Origin of the sequence: Micromonospora sp. NPDC051196 (assembly GCF_040682415.1) — a bacterium.
GTDB lineage: Bacteria > Actinomycetota > Actinomycetes > Mycobacteriales > Micromonosporaceae > Micromonospora.
On record NZ_JBFBAY010000011.1, the window covers coordinates 109,132 to 125,650 of the forward strand.

At 70.5% G+C, this 16,519-nt stretch carries 13 protein-coding genes; 2 read left to right on the plus strand and 11 right to left on the minus strand.

Annotated elements, in window-relative coordinates; translation table 11 throughout:
* Positions 1-97: 97 nt before the first annotated feature.
* The 5 genes from AB0M35_RS21235 to AB0M35_RS21255 form a co-directional block, all read right to left on the minus strand.
* Positions 98-787 (minus strand): DUF4191 domain-containing protein, encoded by a 690-nt coding sequence (locus AB0M35_RS21235; RefSeq protein WP_363747283.1) that lies wholly within the window; start codon positions 785-787, stop codon positions 98-100.
* Between the two features lie 100 nt (positions 788-887).
* A complete protein-coding gene (locus tag AB0M35_RS21240; RefSeq protein ID WP_363747363.1) occupies positions 888-2,630 on the minus strand; it encodes a hypothetical protein in 1,743 nt (580 codons plus the stop codon).
* Positions 2,631-2,773: 143 nt separating this feature from the next.
* Positions 2,774-3,817 carry a lipoyl synthase gene (lipA, locus tag AB0M35_RS21245; protein WP_363747364.1) on the minus strand — a complete coding sequence of 348 codons (1,044 nt, stop codon included), beginning with the start codon at positions 3,815-3,817 and terminating at the stop codon, positions 2,774-2,776.
* A gap of 171 nt (positions 3,818-3,988) precedes the next feature.
* Complete coding sequence (gene lipB, locus AB0M35_RS21250; RefSeq protein ID WP_363747284.1) at positions 3,989-4,630, minus strand: lipoyl(octanoyl) transferase LipB; 642 nt, start codon at positions 4,628-4,630, stop codon at positions 3,989-3,991.
* A 119-nt stretch (positions 4,631-4,749) separates the two neighbouring features.
* Positions 4,750-6,567, minus strand: coding sequence for a DUF2079 domain-containing protein (locus AB0M35_RS21255; protein WP_363747285.1), 1,818 nt, complete (start codon positions 6,565-6,567; stop codon positions 4,750-4,752).
* A gap of 174 nt (positions 6,568-6,741) precedes the next feature.
* On the opposite strand from AB0M35_RS21255, the gene AB0M35_RS21260 reads away from it, so the two are divergent.
* A complete protein-coding gene (locus AB0M35_RS21260) occupies positions 6,742-7,968 on the plus strand; it encodes a PHB depolymerase family esterase (RefSeq protein WP_363747286.1) in 1,227 nt (408 codons plus the stop codon).
* 20 nt (positions 7,969-7,988) lie between these two features.
* Here the strand turns inward: AB0M35_RS21260 and AB0M35_RS21265 are convergent, their stop codons facing one another.
* The 3 genes from AB0M35_RS21265 to AB0M35_RS21275 form a co-directional block, all read right to left on the minus strand.
* Complete coding sequence (locus AB0M35_RS21265; RefSeq protein ID WP_363747287.1) at positions 7,989-8,888, minus strand: TIGR01777 family oxidoreductase; 900 nt, start codon at positions 8,886-8,888, stop codon at positions 7,989-7,991.
* Positions 8,889-9,317: 429 nt separating this feature from the next.
* Positions 9,318-9,734: a type II toxin-antitoxin system VapC family toxin gene (locus AB0M35_RS21270; RefSeq protein WP_363747288.1), complete on the minus strand. Its 417-nt coding sequence runs from the start codon at positions 9,732-9,734 to the stop codon at positions 9,318-9,320.
* On the minus strand, positions 9,724-9,993 hold the full coding sequence (locus AB0M35_RS21275; RefSeq protein WP_363747289.1) for a type II toxin-antitoxin system prevent-host-death family antitoxin: 270 nt from the start codon (positions 9,991-9,993) through the stop codon (positions 9,724-9,726). Before AB0M35_RS21275 ends, AB0M35_RS21270 begins: the two co-directional genes overlap by 11 nt.
* 260 nt (positions 9,994-10,253) lie before the next feature.
* Between AB0M35_RS21275 and AB0M35_RS21280 the strand changes: the two genes are divergently transcribed.
* Positions 10,254-10,892, plus strand: a complete 639-nt coding sequence (locus tag AB0M35_RS21280; protein ID WP_363747290.1) for a DUF305 domain-containing protein — start codon at positions 10,254-10,256, stop codon at positions 10,890-10,892.
* Between the two features lie 182 nt (positions 10,893-11,074).
* Here the strand turns inward: AB0M35_RS21280 and AB0M35_RS21285 are convergent, their stop codons facing one another.
* The 3 genes from AB0M35_RS21285 to sucB all read right to left on the minus strand — a co-directional run bounded on the left by AB0M35_RS21285 (position 11,075) and on the right by sucB (position 16,491).
* Positions 11,075-12,793 carry a hypothetical protein gene (locus tag AB0M35_RS21285; protein WP_363747291.1) on the minus strand — a complete coding sequence of 573 codons (1,719 nt, stop codon included), beginning with the start codon at positions 12,791-12,793 and terminating at the stop codon, positions 11,075-11,077.
* A gap of 312 nt (positions 12,794-13,105) precedes the next feature.
* Positions 13,106-14,434 (minus strand): low temperature requirement protein A, encoded by a 1,329-nt coding sequence (locus tag AB0M35_RS21290; RefSeq protein WP_363747292.1) that lies wholly within the window; start codon positions 14,432-14,434, stop codon positions 13,106-13,108.
* A gap of 248 nt (positions 14,435-14,682) precedes the next feature.
* Entirely contained in the window at positions 14,683-16,491 is a 1,809-nt protein-coding gene (sucB, locus tag AB0M35_RS21295; RefSeq protein ID WP_363747293.1) for a 2-oxoglutarate dehydrogenase, E2 component, dihydrolipoamide succinyltransferase, read from the minus strand.
* Positions 16,492-16,519 lie beyond the last annotated feature (28 nt).

Sequence of the window (16,519 nt, forward strand, 5' to 3'; positions counted from 1 at the left end):
GCGGTGCGGTGCGGTGCGGTGCGGTGCGGTGCGGTGCGGTGCGGTGCGGTGCGGTGCGGTGCGGTGCGGTGCGGTGCGGTGCGGTGCGGTGCGGTGGTTAGCGGCCGCGCATCTGGCGGAAGGCGCCTCGGGGCGGGCGGAGGTTCTTGGGGACCGCGCCCTTGGGCATCTGTGGGCGGGCGGTGAGGGCCTTGAGGCGCTTGTCCAGGGAGTTGACGTCCTTGCCGCTGAGGTTGCGGGGGAGCCGCATCAGCGTCATCCGCAGCTTGCGGATGGGCAGCTCGCCCTCCTCCTGACCGATCACGTAGTCGTAGAGCGGGGCGTTGCCGATCACCTTGGCGAGCCGACGCTTCTCCTGGCCGAGCAGGCCGCGTACCCGCTGCGGGTTCCCCTCGGCCAGCAGGATCACGCCCGGCCGGCCGATGACGAGGTGGACCATGTCCATCTGGGTGGTCGAGCTGACCGCGGGTGAGACCCGCCAGTCACCGCGCATGCTCTCCATGATCTGCGCGGCAGCGCCCGGCTGGCCCTCGGCGGCGTTCATCATCGCCCGGTTGGACCGCAGGTTGAGCACGATCAGCAGGCAGAGCAGAGCGAACAGGATGCCCAGCGGCAGCCATATCCAGCTCCAGAGCACGACCGCGACCACGGTCAGCGCGAGTGGGATCAGCACCGCGCCAGCAGCCAGTGGTGCGAACCACTTGTCCTGCTTGGCGGTGAACCGGAACACCAACCCGATCTGCTTCAGCCGCTGGCCGAACGAGACCTTCTCCTGGGGCTTTGCCATGGCGTCGAGTCTAATGGTCGCGCGCCGAGCTGTTGATCGGCGGCCGGTGCCTGGACGGCTGAGTTGGCCGCCCCCCACCGACCGGGTATCTGCCGGTGGGTCAGGCGCGCGGTAGGTAGACGTGCCAGCCTTCGACGGTGAGCAGGTCGAGGGAGCCGGGCCGCTGGTCGAGTCGGGCCGCGAGGGGAGAGCCTGCGGGCGCGACCCAGGCGGGGGCAGCCGCCGCGCGGACCGCCTCCCGATACGGGCGGTAGCGGTCGTGACCCGGGCGCAGGTTGTCGTCGACGACGGCGCAGACCACGTCCTCGGCGCTGGCGAAGGTGAGCCGGTTGCAGGTCCAGTAGGTGCCGTAGACGTGCCGCACGCCCCGCTCGCGTAGCGCGGCGACCAGCGCGGTGTGTCGCCGCTCGTCGGCGTGCACGGCGGATATCCGGCTCACCGTGCCCGCCGTGGCGACGGTCGCGGTGCCCAGCGTCGCCGTCAGCACCACCACCGCCGCGACCTGCGCGGTGGCGGCGCGTCGCCCGGCGAGCCGAAGATCCGGTGCGACATCGGTGGGCAGCCGCCGTCGGCGCGCCGCCGTCCACAGCGGCCAGAGCAGCACCGGTACGGAGATCAGCAGGCAGGACAGGTAGCGGGCGCTTTCCACCGGCGTCCGCCCGGCTGCGCTGCTGACCGTGTACGCCGCCATGGTCGCCACCGCCGCGCCGACGAGGGCCAGCGCCACCGCCGCCCCGACCCGTGCCGGCGTACCGGCACCCGCACCGCCTGCCCCCCAGCTGACGGCCCGGGAGGCGACCGGCCCGGAGGCGGCCGTTCGAGAGACGGCCGTTCCGGCGGTGACCTGTCCGGAGGTGACCGTTCCGGAGGTGGTCGGCCCGAACACGGAGAGGGTGGAGGTGGCCGGGTCGGGGTGGGTGGGCCGGTGGGTGCGTAGGGTATGCAAGGCGGTCAGTGCGGCGGCGATCAGCAGTACCGGTAGTGCCGCCGTCCACCAGAGTTGCCAGCCGGCACACCGGCCGGGGTCACAGAAGCCCATGCCGAGGGCCGGGCCGAGCACCAGCCCGCCGTGCAGTCGGTCGGCCCAGCCGGCGGACTGCTCGGCACCGCTGGCGGTGAGTACCGCCGCGAGTGGGTTGCGGCCGGCGACCAGGCTGTCCACCAACAGCGGAGCCGCGCCGATGAGGGCACCGAGGGCGAGCAGTGCACCAGCCCGGCCGCGCAGTTCCCGCCAGCGGAACGCCACCAGCACCAGCCCGGTGCCGGCGACGTACGGCAGCACCAGCGGATCGACCCAGAGCATCAGTCCGGCGAGGAAACCCCACACCGTCCAGCGGGGGAGCCGGTGACCGGGGCGCCCGGTCGCCAGGCCGTACGCCAGCAGGGCCAGTGCCGCGCCGACCACGTTCATCTCCGGGTAGCCGCCACCGGCGATCAGCTGGTTCTTGACGATCCGGTCCGAGCCGAGGGCGAGCAGGCCGACGACCAGCAGGGCGAACCAGCGGTCCCCGGTCAACCGCAGGGTCAGGCGCCAGATCAACAGCACGAACAGCGCGTACATCGCCAGGGTGGGCAGCCGCAGGCCGAGCGTCGACGGGCCGGCCACGGCGAACAGCGGCGCAGCCAACCACGCTTCGAGGGTGCCCATGTACGACTGGCCGTAGAACCAGACGGGGAACTCCTGGCCGCGCGAGATGTGCAGCGCGGCCAGCCCCATGGTGGCCTCGTCGCTGTTGGTGGGTGGCGCGTCGAAGATCATCAACCCGAGGCGGTACCCCACCCCGGCGAGGAACGCGAGCACGGTGAGCAGCACAGGCAGCCGAGTACCCTGCGGCAGTCGCAGGGAGTCGGGCAGCGTACGCAGGGGCGCCGGGAGCGCGCGTAGCGCGGGATGTGGCTGTCGGCGTACCTCGGCGGTCACCTGCCGATCATGGCACCTGCCCGCCGCGCCCGGACGGTTGTCGCGCGGCGCGGCGGCCGGGAACCTCAGCCGGCGACGGCGACGCTTTCGCGGGCGGCGAGGGCCTGCTGGTAGAGCCGGCCGGCGCGGTACGACGAGCGCACCAGCGGCCCGCTCATCACCCCGGCGAACCCGATCTCCTCGGCCTCGGCGCTCAGCTCGACGAACTCCTCCGGCTTGACCCAGCGCTCCACCGGGTGGTGCCGGGGCGAGGGGCGAAGGTACTGGGTGATGGTGATCAGCTCACAACCGGCGTCGTGCAGGTCGCGCAGCGCCTGGGAGACCTCGGCGCGCTCCTCGCCCATGCCCAGGATCAGGTTGCTCTTGGTCACCAGGCCGGCGGCGCGGGCCTGCCGGATCACGTCCAGGGACCGCTCGTAGCGGAACGCCGGCCGGATCCGCTTGAAGATCCGCGGCACCGTCTCCACGTTGTGCGCGAGCACCTCGGGACGGGCGCTGAAGACCTCAGCGAGCTGCTCCGGTACGGCGTTGAAGTCGGGGATCAGCAGCTCGACGCCGCAGCCGGGCTGGAGGGCGTGGATCTGCCGGACCGTCTCGGCGTACAGCCAGGCGCCGCCGTCGGGCAGGTCGTCACGGGCGACGCCGGTGATGGTGGCGTACCGCAGGCCCATCGAGACCACCGACTCGGCCACCCGACGCGGCTCGTCGGCGTCGAACTCGGCCGGCTTGCCGGTGTCGATCTGGCAGAAGTCGCAGCGGCGGGTGCACTGGTCACCGCCGATGAGGAAGGTGGCCTCCCGGTCCTCCCAGCATTCGTAGATGTTGGGGCAGCCGGCCTCCTGGCACACCGTGTGCAGCCCCTCGCGCGAGACCAGCCCGCGCAGCTGGGTGTACTCCGGGCCCATCTTGGCCTTGACCTTGATCCACGGCGGCTTGCGCTCGATCGGCGTCTCGGCGTTGCGCGCCTCGATCCGCAGCAGCCGTCGCCCTTCGGGGGCGGGCGTCGCGGTAGTCGCGGCCTGGCCGGTCGTCGGTGCGGTGTGCTCGATCGTCACAAAAACGAGCCTACGCCGGATGGTCGCCGTCGATGAACAGCAGGCGACCCCCATCACCCCGCAAACCCTGTGACGCCGAACACCGAACCCAACAAACCCCCCGTAACACCCCACGACCCGCCCCCGCCCTGCACGAGTTGATCAAGAAGTTTGCGTCACCGGCGGCGGGAATCCTGACGCAAACTTCTTGATCGACGAGGCGGGGTGGGGAAGTGGGGGGACCTGTTAGGGGGTGAGGATGGTTGAGAGGTGGCGTTCGACGATGGGGAGTGCGTCGGCGACGGTGATCGGACGGTCCAGTTCGGCGGTCAGCGAGGTGACTCCGGCGTCGCGGATGCCGCACGGCACGATCTTGTCGAAGTTGGTCAGGTCGCAGTCGCAGTTGATTGAGAAGCCGTGCAGGGTGGCGCCCTGGGCGACGCGGATGCCGATGGCGGCCACCTTGCGGGCCGGTCCCCGATCGTCCTCCGGCACCCAGACGCCGCTGCGTCCCTCGATCCGGCCGGCGGTCAGGCCGAACTCGGCACACACGTCGATCAGCATCTGCTCGACCCGCCGCACGTACGCGACCACGTCGATCGGGTCGGGCAGGCGCAGGATCGGGTAGCCGACCAGCTGCCCCGGACCGTGCCAAGTGATCTTGCCGCCACGGTCCACGTCGACCACCGGGGTGCCGTCCATCGGGCGGTCCCACGGCTCGGTGCGCTTGCCGGCGGTGTAGACGCTCGGGTGCTCCAGCAGCAGCACGGTGTCGCCGGACTCGCCGGAGACCACCGCTTCGTGCAGGCGGCGCTGCTCGTCCCAGGCGGCGGTGTAGTCGAGGACGCCGGCGCGAACGGCCGTCAGGCCGGAGGTCGTCGTGGTCACGTTTTCCAGCCTAGACCCGTACTCGCTGGTCACCTGTGGTGAGCCGGCTCACCCGCTGAAGCCGGCCGAACCCGACGACCGGGCCGCGTCGTAGCCCGGACCGGCACGGTGCCGGCGGGTCAGTTCTGGTCGACCCGCCAGAGCCAGACGTCCTCGACCCGCTGCGGTTCGCCGAACAACTCAGTCAGGGTGCGGCGCAGGGCCTCCTCGTCGACCGGCCACTTGGCGCCGTGCACCTCGTCAGGGAGCACCACCGTCTCGATCCGCCAGTGCTCCAGGTCGGCGCGGACCTCCTCGCGGGTGCCCTCGGTGACGATCGGTGGCAGGCCGGTGCGGGCGGCCTGGTCGAGCAGGGCGCTGAAGGGCCGGGGCACCGGCCCGATCCGGCCCCGGCCGTCGGGGCCACCGGGGCCGAGGAAGAAGCCCGACGGGATGGCGAACTCGCCCTGCCGGTCGGCCAGGGCGTACGCCTGCCAGCGCTGGCCGTCGGGGTAGACGTCCAGGGCCAGCGGGGCAGGGGTCAACACGCCACCGGGGGAGACGTAGTCGCGCCAGGTACCTGAGGTGATGAAGCGGGGGATCGGCTCCCGTGCGCTGGTCAGCAGCGGCGTCGGGAACAGCGGCAGCAGCGCCGCCACGAAACCGAGGGTCCAGGCCACCGCCGCCGGCCGGCGCGGTGGTCGCCGGCGCAACTGGTCGATGGCGTACGCGAGCAGCAGGCCGATCACCGGCGTCACCACCAGCGCGAGCCGGGCGGGCAGCGCGGCGTTCACCACCGGCAGGTGCCCGAGCAGGTCGAACGGCATGGGCAGGTCGGTGCGCCGGCCGTCGACCTTGGCCACCGGCCCGAAGGAGAGCACGGCGAAGACCACCGCCACGATGCCGAGGGCCCACAGGGTGGCTCGGCGTCGCTGGTCGGCGCGTCGCCACAGCAGTACGAAGCAGCAGACGGTGAGCACCAGCAGCGGCCACCCGAAGAACGAGTTCTCCTCGGTGGGGTTCGGTGCCAGCGACGTACGCAACCCGGCCTCGCCGGCCAGCGAGCGGCGCGGGAACGCCGCGTACGCCGCGATGTCCTCGGAGTGGATCACCGCGTCGAAGCCGGTGCCGTGGAAGCGCTGCGGACCGGCGAAGTGCAGCCACAGCGGGTACGCCAGCAGCACCCCGGCGACCACCGCGGTCACCGCGAGGCCGCGCAGGAACGACGGCAGCACCGCCCGCGCCTCCGCCCGGTTGGCCGGGTGCAGCGCCCACACGGCGACGAAGAGGCCGAGTGCCAGGGCGGTGAAGAACAGCCCTTCGGCGGCGATCGAGAAGGAGATCGCGACGAGCACCCCCAGGATCACGCCGTCGCGCAGCCAGTGCCCGGGACGGCGCAACGCGAACAGCCGCCACACCAGCAGCGGCACCAGCCAGCCGGCGGTCCAGTTCAGGTGGGCGTTGGCATGCGAGACCATGCCGGGGGAGAAGCCGATGAACAGCCCGCCGACGGCGGCGGCGAGCGGGCTGCGGACCAGGTGCCGGGAGAGCAGCCAGTACCAGGCGACGGCGGTGGCGGCCAGGTTCAGGGTGAGGATCACCAGGAAGGTGGCCGGTGGCCCGATCAGGTACGTCAGCGGGGCGAAGACCACCGCGTACACGGTGATCGAGGTGTTGACCGCGAGGTTCACCCCGTCCGGGACGTTGATCAGGTACGTGTAGAGCGGGTTGTCACCGTGACTGACCGCGTGCCCGCCGAAGGCCAGCAGCCACTCGAACAGTGCCTGGTCGCTGGAGTTGACGGTGATCGCGCGCCCGTTCGGGTCCAGCCACAGCCCGCTGGTCACCCAGACGGCGAGCGCCAGCGCGACCACTGTCACGATCAGGTCGGCGCGACGATCACGGGTGACACGTACGGGCGAGGTGGGCGCGGACGCCACGGACGGCGAGGTGGGCACCTAGCGGACGTTACCAACCGCGCCCGGACACGCCGGCACCTTCGGGGGCAAGCAAGCGGCCCACACCTGGACATCGACGAATGTGTGCATCCTCGCCATGTCACAGGCGAGACGCATCTGCGTAACCTCGCGGCAATTATCGGTGACCCAGCTCACACCGTCCCTGGAGGTCCCGTGCGCCGCATCCGTACCCTGTCCGGTCTGCTGGCCGGCCTGGTCGTGGCCGCCACCGCGCTGGTGGCCGCCGCCACCCCCGCCCAGGCCGCAGCCCTGACCCAGGTCGCCAGCTTCGGCTCCAACCCCGGCAACCTCGCCATGTACGCCTACCGGCCGGACAACCTGCCGACCGGCGCACCAGCGGTCGTCCTGCTGCACGGCTGTGCCCAGGACGCCGCCGGCTACTTCACCAACTCCGGCTGGCGCAAGTACGCCGACCAGTGGCGGTTCACGCTGATCGTGCCCGAGCAGCGGTCGGCCAACAACTCCAGCGCCTGCTTCAACTGGTTCGAGACCGGCGACACCAGCCGGGGCCAGGGCGAGGCGCTGTCCATCAAGCAGATGGTCGACCACGCCAGGTCCAACTACGGCACGGCCGCCAACCGGGTGTACGTCAGCGGGCTGTCGGGCGGCGGCGCGATGAGCGCGGCCATGCTCGCCACCTACCCGGACGTCTTCGCCGCCGGCTCGGTCATCGCCGGCATCCCGTACCGCTGCGCCACCGGGATGGTCAACGCCTTCTCCTGCATGAGCCCCGGGGTGGACAAGACCCCGGCCCAGTGGGGCGACCTGGTCCGCAAGGCCCACCCCGGCTACGCCGGCTCGCGTCCGAGGGTGGCGATCTGGCACGGCACCGCCGACTACACGGTGGCGGTGGCCAACGCCGTGGAGTCCCGCGACCAGTGGACCAACGTGCTCGGCGTGTCGCAGACGCCGACCAGCACCGCGCAACTGCCCGGCGGCACCAGCCTGGAGGCGTACGGCAACGACGCGGTACGCCTCTACCGGGTCTCCGGCATGGGCCACGGCACCCCGGTCAACCCCGGGACGGGCGTGGACCAGTGCGGCAGCACTGCGGCGTACTTCCTGAACACCATCTGCTCGGCGTACCGTGACGCGCTCTTCTTCGGCCTGGACGGCGGCGGCACGCCGTCGCCCACCCCGAGCCCGACGGTGACGCCGAGCCCGACCAAGACGCCCGGCCCGACCGCGTCGCCGAGCCCGACCGGTGCCCCGACCTGCGTCACCGCCAGCAATTACGCGCACGTGACCGCCGGCCGCGCCTACCACTCCGGCGGCTACGCCTACGCCAACGGGTCCAACCAGCGAATGGGCCTCTACAACATCTTCTACACCACCACCCTGCGCCAGATCGCCGCCAATCACTGGACCATCGGCTGCTGACGCGCCCGCCCGGCCCGGCGTCAGTCCTGCAGAGCTGCTCGCAGCGCGGTGGGCAGGTCGGGGTGGCGGAAGGTGAAGGCGGCGCGGGTCAGCACGCCAGGTAGCACGCGCGTGCTGGTCAACGCCTCCTGAGCGAAGCCGCCCAGGGCCACCTTCAACGCCACTGCCGGGATCGGGATGACGGCGGGACGGTGTAGCTGTCGGGCCAGTTCCCGGGTGAACTCGGCGTTGGTTACCGGTGCCGGGCCGACCACGTTCACCGGCCCGGCCAGGTCAGCGCGGGCGAGCAGGTAGGTGGTGGCGTTCAGCCAGTCGACCATCGAGATCCACGGGATCCACTGCCGTCCACTGCCCAGCCGCCCGGCGATGCCCAGCTTGAACGGCAACAGCATCGGCTTGAGCAGCCCACCGTCGCGGTGCAGCGGCAGTCCGGTACGCAGCCGCACCACCCGTACCCCGGCATCCTCGGCCGGCCGGGTCGCCGCCTCCCACACCCGGGCCACGTCGGCGAGGAAGCCCTCACCGGCCGGCGCGTCCTCCTCGACCACCCGGTCGCCGGTGTTGCCGTACCAGCCGATCGCCGAGGCGTTCAGCAGCACCTCGGGCCGGTCTGCGGCCGGCAACCCGGCGATGGTGATCGCCAGGGTGCTGGTGGTGTCCACCCGGCTGGACCGGATCAGCTGCTTGTACCGGTCGTTCCAGCGGCGGTCGCCCACCCCGGCACCGGCCAGGTTGACCACCGCGTCCGCCTCGGCGACCAATGCCGGGTCCAGCTGCGCTCCCGACGGCGACCACTGCCGCTCATCCGGGGTACGCGGTGGCCGCCGGACCAGCCGGGTCACCTGGTGCCCGTCGGCGACGAGCAGGTCGACCAGCCGAGTGCCGAGGAAGCCGGACGCGCCGGCCATGAGGATCCGCATCCTCATATCTTCGGGTACGCGCGGCAGCCCGACCCTGTCTAGTCGGTCACGCGGCGAAATAGCTCGCGCCCGGAGGCAGGTCGGCCGGCAGGCGCTCCCGGCACCGGGTGTCGGGTCGGGTCGTCCACCGTTCGCCGGATGAGCGCCCAGCCGAGGAAGCGGTCGAAGAGCTGCGCCGGCGCCGGGCCGTCGTGCGGGTCGAGCGGGTGCAGTTGGTCGGCCGCGTCGTGCAGGACGTGTTTCGGTCGGCGCGGCCATGATCGTGCTCGATCTGGGATCGAGTGGCCTGTCATCGACTCCAATACCACTCGATCCACGATCGAGCACGATCATCAGGGTGCGACAGATTCAGAACCGGCCGGATCGCGGCCGGCTTGCGTGGGTGAGCGCTCGTCGCGGACGCTGCCAGGCCGGTGGCCGTGTGTGTGCTCAGGGGCGGCGTACCGGTTGGACTCGGACCAGGTCCTCCAGGCCGGCGAAGTCGTTCGGGTTGGTCGTGTAGAGCTGTAGGCCGTTGGCCTGGGCCACTGAGGCGATCATCAGGTCGGCGAGCCGGCGGCGAGTGGTACGGCCGGTGGCCAGGACCGCGCTGGTGAGCATGCCGAAGGCTCGCGCTGCCTCGGCGTCGAACGGTAGTGGATCAAAGGTGGCCTCGGCGTGTTGCAGCACGCTGGTCCGCCGGGCTCGTTCGGCACGGTCGTCGGCGTGGTGTGGGCTGGCGGACAGCTCCGCGAGCGTCACGGCGCTGATCACCATCTCCTCGGGCAGTTCGTCGGGGTCGAGGGCGCCGAGATGGATGACGATGTTGGTGTCGATCAGACCCCGGGTGGGGGAGTCACCACTCACGGCTGAACGGATCCTGGTCGGCCGTCGAGTCGAGGTCACGACGGAACTTCTCGACGTCGAGCACGGGAGCGGTGGCGAAGGCGGCCATCACCTCGGCGCGCGGTACGAAGGTGCGCCGCCGGAGCGGGATCAGCTTCCCGATCGGGGTGCCGTTACGCGTGATGATGAAGGAGTCGCCCCGTTCGACGCCGCGCATGATCGCGCCCGAGTCGTTGCGCAGCTCGCGCTGCGTGATCTCCCGATGAGCGTGCTCAGCCACGGGCTAATCCTAGCCTGGCGTGCTACAAAGTGCTACAGATTGATCGCCGGTCGAGACGAGGACGCCCAAGCCACGGGGTGAGCGCCTCCGCTACCCGACCAGCCAGCCGTCCGCTGGCCCGTGGTTGATCCACCAACAGCCGCCCGGTCCCTGGTGACGGAGACGAGCATGAGGCACTATGGCCTTCGCATCTGTGCAGCTCAAGCTTCAGATTGGGTACAAGAGTCATGGCGCTGTCTCGTCGTGTGATCATCTCGGCCGTGGCCGTCACGGCCGTGGTCGGTTCGGGGGTGGCGTTCGCCGCCTGGCCGGACAGCGAACCGCCGCCGTACCGGCCGCCGAGCTCGCATGTGGTCCAGCCGGGTGCTCCGGGCCAGGCAGGCAAGACCCTCTCGGAGGAAGAGGTGGCGAAGATTTCGCCGCCCAAGTTCAGCGCGGCCGACACGATGTTCATCCAGGGCATGATTCCGCACCACGAGCAGGCCCTGACGATGACGGCACTGGTGGCGGACCGTACCGACAACCCGGACATCAAACTGCTCGCCAAGCGGATCGACGTCTCGCAGCGGGACGAGATCTCGCTGATGCAGCTCTGGCTCACGGAGCGGAACGTGCCGACCACGGGGCCCAACGCGGGTCACGGCGGACACAAGCTGATGCCGGGGATGCTGACCCCCGAGCAACTTGATCAGCTCAAGCAGGCCCGGGACGCGAAGTTCGACAAGTTGTTCCTCACCCTGATGATCCGCCACCACGAGGGGGCGCTGACGATGGTGCAGGAGCTGTACGCCTCCGGTGGCGGGCTGGAACCGGCCGCCGACCAGTTCGCCCGGGAGTTCGAGGCCGACCAGAGCATCGAGATCGAGCGGATGCAGAAGATGCTGGCCGCGATGAGCTGAGCGGGTCGCCGTGGTCCTGCTGTCCGAGCAGGACCACGGCGTACCGTCAGGTCGGTCGCGGGCAGGACCACGGCGTACCGTCAGGTCGGTTTCGGTCCGGACCACGGCGAATACCGCGAAGGCGAGGGGCACCTCGGCTCGAATGGTTTCGAGCTGAGGTGCCCCTCTACTTCAGGTACAGATCAGAGCGAGGCGCGCAGGTCCAGGATCGCCTGCTTCAGCGCCTGGTGCTCATCCCCACGGATCTGGTTGGAGATGGCACCGAGCTGGGCCACCGCCGCGGAGCGCTTGCCCTCGGCAGCGAACTTCTCAGCCCGCTCGAGGAACTTGTCCACCTGGGACGTCATCGGGTGACCCAGGGTGTTGGCACGGACCGCCTGGTCGTAGTGGGCCCGGGCGACCGCGAAGCTCGGGGTCCACTCGATCTTCGGCTGGTGCTGGGCGTTGAACTCGGGCAGCTTGACCTGCGAAGCCGCCTTGATCTCGGCCGCAGACAGGTGCTGGCTGGGCTTCAGCGCGAAGACGTCGAGACCGCGAGCCATCTCGTTGCCGAACAGGTTGCCGTTGTACCAGTACACCGACCAGTAGCCACCGCTGACGATCCGGTCCGGGTTGATCGGGCCGCGGTCGAAGAAGGCGATCTCACGCGGGTTGGCGGAGTCGGTGAAGTCGAACACCGAGAGACCGCCCTGGTACCAGGCCTGCACCATGATGTCGCGGCCCGGAACCGGGATCAGCGAACCGTTGTGCGCGACGCAGTTCTCCGCCGTGGTCTGCGGAGCCGGCAGCTTGTAGTAGCTGCGGAACTCCATCTTGCCGTCGACGATGTCGAAGATGGCGTTCGCGCCCCACTCCGGCTGGTCGGTGTCGCGGCAGCGAGCACCGCTACCGCCGCCCCACTCGTCGGTGAAGATGACCTTGGTGCCGTCGTTGTTGAACGTCGCCGAGTGCCAGTACGCGAAGTTCGGGTCGGAGACCTCGTCGATCCGGACCGGGTTCGCCGGGTCCGAGATGTCGACCAGGATGCCGTTGCCCTGGCACGCACCCGCAGCCAGCCCGATCTCCGGGTAGGCGGTGATGTCGTGGCAGGTGTTGGTGTTCGGCGACGGCGACCAGGTGCCACCGGACGGGTGACGCGGCGTGGTCGGGCCGTTCTGCAGGCCGTCGATCCGGCCGGTCGTCGGGTCGGCGAACAGGCGCGCCGCGTTCACCACGGCGGCCTGCTGGGGAGCGGCCAGCGGAACCTTGATGACCTCGATGCGCCAGCGCGACGGGTTCTCACCGTCGGCCGGGTTGTTGTTGCAGCCCTCCAGCGTGGAGGCCGGCCGCACCCCGGCGGTACCCGAGTTGTAGATGTAGACGTTGTTCTTGTCCTTCGGGTCAGTCACCACCGTGTGGGTGTGCGAACCGCGGCAGAGCTGCACTGCGGCGACCTGGACCGGGTTGCGCACGTCGCTGATGTCGAAGATCCGGACGCCCTGGAAACGGGTGCCGACGCTGCTGTTGGTGCCACAGTCGACGCGCCCGCGGGTCTCCTCGACCGACATGAAGACCAGGTTGCCGAAGACCGAGGGGTCACCCTGGCCACCCGGGCAGACCACGCTGGTGACCAGCGTCGGGTCGGCCGGCTTCGAGATGTCGACGATGTTGAAACCGTTGTAGTTGCCCAGGACGGCGTACTTGTCGCCGAAACCGAGGTCCGAGGCGATGAACGAGCCGGCGCCCGGGTTGTTGGGGTCGACGAAGCCAGCCGGCTTGGGGCGGTTCGCCAGGTGCTCCAGGTTGCTGATTGCCGTTTCGGCGTCGAGCCAGCCGGCACCGAGCCCGACTCGCGGATCGGGCTCCGCAGCCGACGCGGTGCCCGGCAGCGCACCGGCCAGGAGCAGCCCGGCGGCGATCACGCCGAGTGCTTGCCGGCCCCTGCGGGGCCGAGAGGGGGTTCGAACTGTCATTGCCTGCCTTTCGGTGGAAAGACCGACGCGGGTTCCATCAGGCGGGAGCGCGTCGTGTGCGTAGGACCGTACCGACGACGAGTCATCTGGCGTCTCCGCCAAACGGGTGAAGAAAACGCCAGGTGGGAGCACAGATGAGCGGTTTCCGTCAGGTACCGGAAACGGTGCGGGTGATCCCGGCCGCTCATCCGCCATTCGTCGAATCGTGGCCCGGCGGCAACCCTGGCTCCCGGGACGACAAGCGCGGGGTGCGAGGATCGTTCAGGACACCGCGTCGGGCGGGTTCTCGTGCCAGCGGGCCCGGTAGGCGGCCTCGTGAGCCTCGTGCGCGGTCCGTTCCTCGTAGACCACCGCGCGAAGGGCCCGCCGCCCCTCGGACATCAGCACCACCTCGGCACCGATCAGACCGACGCAGATCACGGTGAGCAGGCCCATGGTGATCAGTCCGGGTAGGACCATGGCGATCGGGATGCTGGCCGCGAGCAGCAGCACCGTGGCGAGCCGCAGCCAGGACAGCGTGTGCAGGGTACGCAGCTGGAACAGCATGTTTCCGGCCAGATAGCAGATCACCCCGCCGTACAACAGCGGCACGTCCGGGCCGTGTGCCGGCTCGCTGAACGGTACGCCCGGCTCGGCGATGTCGTGCACGATGCCCTCGGCGCCGAGGGCGAACATGATGATCCCGGCGATCATCGGCAGGTAGAGGTACGCGTACGCGTCCCGGGCCATCAGCACCCGGGGTCGACCCAGGGTGGCGTGCAGAGCGATCCGGGCGGCCGGCCCGATCACGTCGTAGTGCAGCCACCACAGGGCGGCCGTGAAGACGATCCCGAGGATCGCCGCGGTCACTCCGGGCCAGGTGGGCGGCTGGCCGATCAGGTTGCTGCCCAGCCCGACGGAGATCACCGACTCACCGAGCGCGATGATCAGGATCAGGTCGTACCGTTCGGTCCAGTGTTCTGCGGAGGTCACCTCCCAGCCCCATGTGCTGGCGAGCAGGCCGGTGCCGTACTGGAGCAGGATGACGCTGACCCACAGTCCGTCGCGGAGCACCTCGGCCATTCCCGACTCGGTGAGTTTGCCGGGCAGCAACGCCGCCACCAGCAGCAGCACGGTGCTCAGGCTCAGTTCGGGGGCGTACCGCAACAACTGCCGGCGTTCCGCCGGATTGCCCCGGACGACGTGCAGGAACAGCGCCAGGTGCACGGCTCGGATGACCACGTAGCTGATCGCCACCACCACCGGCCCGGCGTGCGCGCCGTGCGAGTCGTTAAACGCCTGCGGCAGGGCGAGGGCGAACGAGAACAGCGCCGCCATTCCGGCCACCATCAGTACGGGCACGAAACCTTCGCCGATCCGTACCCGGGTCGCCACCACCGTGTGCACCACCCAGCACCACCAGAGCACGGAGAGCACGAGCAGGGCGTGGAACAGGCTCCGCCCGGTGATCTCCGTGGCCGTGGTGCGGGCGATGTTGAAGAACGAGAAGACGAAGACCAGGTCGAAGAAGATCTCGAACTTGTCGACCCGGGCGCCCGGCGCTATCCCGACGGCCGGCCCCAGCCGTCCCCGCCAGCCCTTGTCGCTCACCGCCTGAGTTTCCCAAGCTCAAGACAAAGACGGGCGAGATTCGCCCCCATCCCCACCCCCGCAGACCGCCTCGTCGATCATGGAGTTGTTGTCGGTGCATAAGGTGCGCATGAGGATAAAAAGGCGACCAGAACTGCATGATCGACGGGGCGAAGGGTGGGGGAGAGGGCGGGAGGGGAGGGAGGGGAGGGATGGGGAAGGGCGCCCTGGCTGGTGAGCCGGGGCGCCCTTCGGGAGAGTGGAGAGGGTTAGAGGCCTAGTTCGGCTTCGAAGTTGCCGGCCTCGAGGCGCTCCTTGACCGCGGTCAGGAAGCGGGCCGCGTCGGCGCCGTCGATGATGCGGTGGTCGTACGACATGGCCAGGTAGACCATCGACCGGACCGCGATGACCTCACCCAGTTCCGGGTCGTTGACCACGACCGGGCGCTTGACCACGGCACCCGTGCCGAGCATCGCCGACTGCGGCGACGGCACGATCGGGGTGTCGAACAGCGCGCCCCGGCTGCCGGTGTTGGTCAGCGTGAAGGTCGCACCGGCGATCTCGTCCGGGCTGATCTTGTTGGTGCGGGTGCGCTCGGCCAGGTCGGCGACGCGCTTGGCGATGCCGCCCAGGTTGAGGTCACCGGCGTTGTGGATGACCGGCACCAGCAGGCCACGCTCGGTGTCCACCGCGATGCCGAGGTTCTCGGTGTCCGGGTAGGTGATCGTGCCCGCGTCGAGGTCCATCTGGGCCTGCACGATCGGGTACGTCTGGAGCGCCTCGATGGCCGCCAGGGCGAAGAACGGCAGGAACGACAGCTTGACGCCGTGCCGCTGCTGGAACGAGTCCTTCGCCCGCGCCCGCAGCTTGGCGACCTTGGTGACGTCCACCTCGACGACCGTGGTCAGCTGTGCCGTCTCCTGAAGCGACTGGTGCATCCGCTTGGCGATGGCAGCGCGGATGCGCGGCAGCTTCTCGGTCGTGCCGCGCTTGGCGCTCGGCTGCGGCTTGGCGGCTGGCTGGGCCTGCGCCGCCGGAGCCGGCTGCGCAGCGGCCGGGGCGGGTGCGGCCTTGGCGGCGCGGGCCTTCTCCGCCGCGTCCAGCACATCCTGCTTGCGGATCCGGCCACCGACACCGGTGCCGTTGACCGAGGTCAGGTCGACGCCGTGCTCACCGGCCAGCTTGCGGACCAGCGGGGTCACGTAACCGGCCGCCTCGCCGTTGGCGCTCGGCGCGGCGGCGGGCTGCGGCGTCGGGGCGGGAGGAGTGGCGGCCTGCTCGGCCTTGGCCGGCTCCGGCGCGGTCTCGGCCTCCGCGGCCGGCTCGTTGTACGACACGCCGGGCGTCGGCTCGGACACCTGCGGCTCCGGCTTCGGCTCGGGCTTAGCCTCGGCCTGCGGCTCGGGCTTCGGCTTGGCCTCGGCCGGGGCGCCACCGGCGGCACCGACCACGGCCAGCGTGGCGCCCACCTCGGCGGTCTCGTCCTCGGCGACCTTGATCTCCAGCACGGTGCCGGCCACCGGCGAGGGGATCTCGGTGTCGACCTTGTCGGTGGAGACCTCCAGCAGCGGCTCGTCTACCTCGACGGTCTCGCCGACCTGCTTGAGCCAGCGGGTGACCGTACCCTCGGTGACGCTCTCGCCCAGTGCCGGCATCTGCACCGGGGTGCCCTCGCCCGACGGCGCGGCGGCCTGGGCCGGCTGCTCGGCCGGCTCCTCGACGGCCGACTGCTCCGCCTCGGCCTGCGGCTGCGCGGCCGCCTCGGCGGCCTGCTCGGCGGGCGGCGACTCCTGGTGCTCGGCGGGGGCCTGCCGCTCGGAGGGGCCGCCGGCCGACTCGCCCTCGCCGGAGATCACCGCCAGCTCGCTGCCGACCTCTGCCGTCTCGTCCTCGCCCACCACGATCCGGGTCAGCACGCCGGCCGCCGGGGACGGGATCTCGGTGTCGACCTTGTCCGTGGACACCTCGAGCAGCGGCTCGTCGACCTCGACGGTGTCACCCTCCTGCTTGAGCCAGCGCGTGACGGTGCCCTCGGTGACGCTCTCGCCGAGCCGGGGCATGGTGACCGATACCGGCATGTTCTCCAGACTCCTTCATTTCCCTGGT

Excerpts from the sequence above, each read along its gene's own strand:
- sucB (WP_363747293.1), bottom strand. The coding sequence starts at position 16,491 with ATGCCGGTATCGGTCACCATGCCCCGGCTCGGCGAGAGCGTCACCGAG.
- AB0M35_RS21265 (WP_363747287.1), bottom strand. The coding sequence starts at position 8,888 with ATGCGGATCCTCATGGCCGGCGCGTCCGGCTTCCTCGGCACTCGGCTG.
- lipA (WP_363747364.1), bottom strand. The coding sequence starts at position 3,817 with ATGGGGGTCGCCTGCTGTTCATCGACGGCGACCATCCGGCGTAGGCTC.
- AB0M35_RS21235 (WP_363747283.1), bottom strand. The coding sequence starts at position 787 with ATGGCAAAGCCCCAGGAGAAGGTCTCGTTCGGCCAGCGGCTGAAGCAG.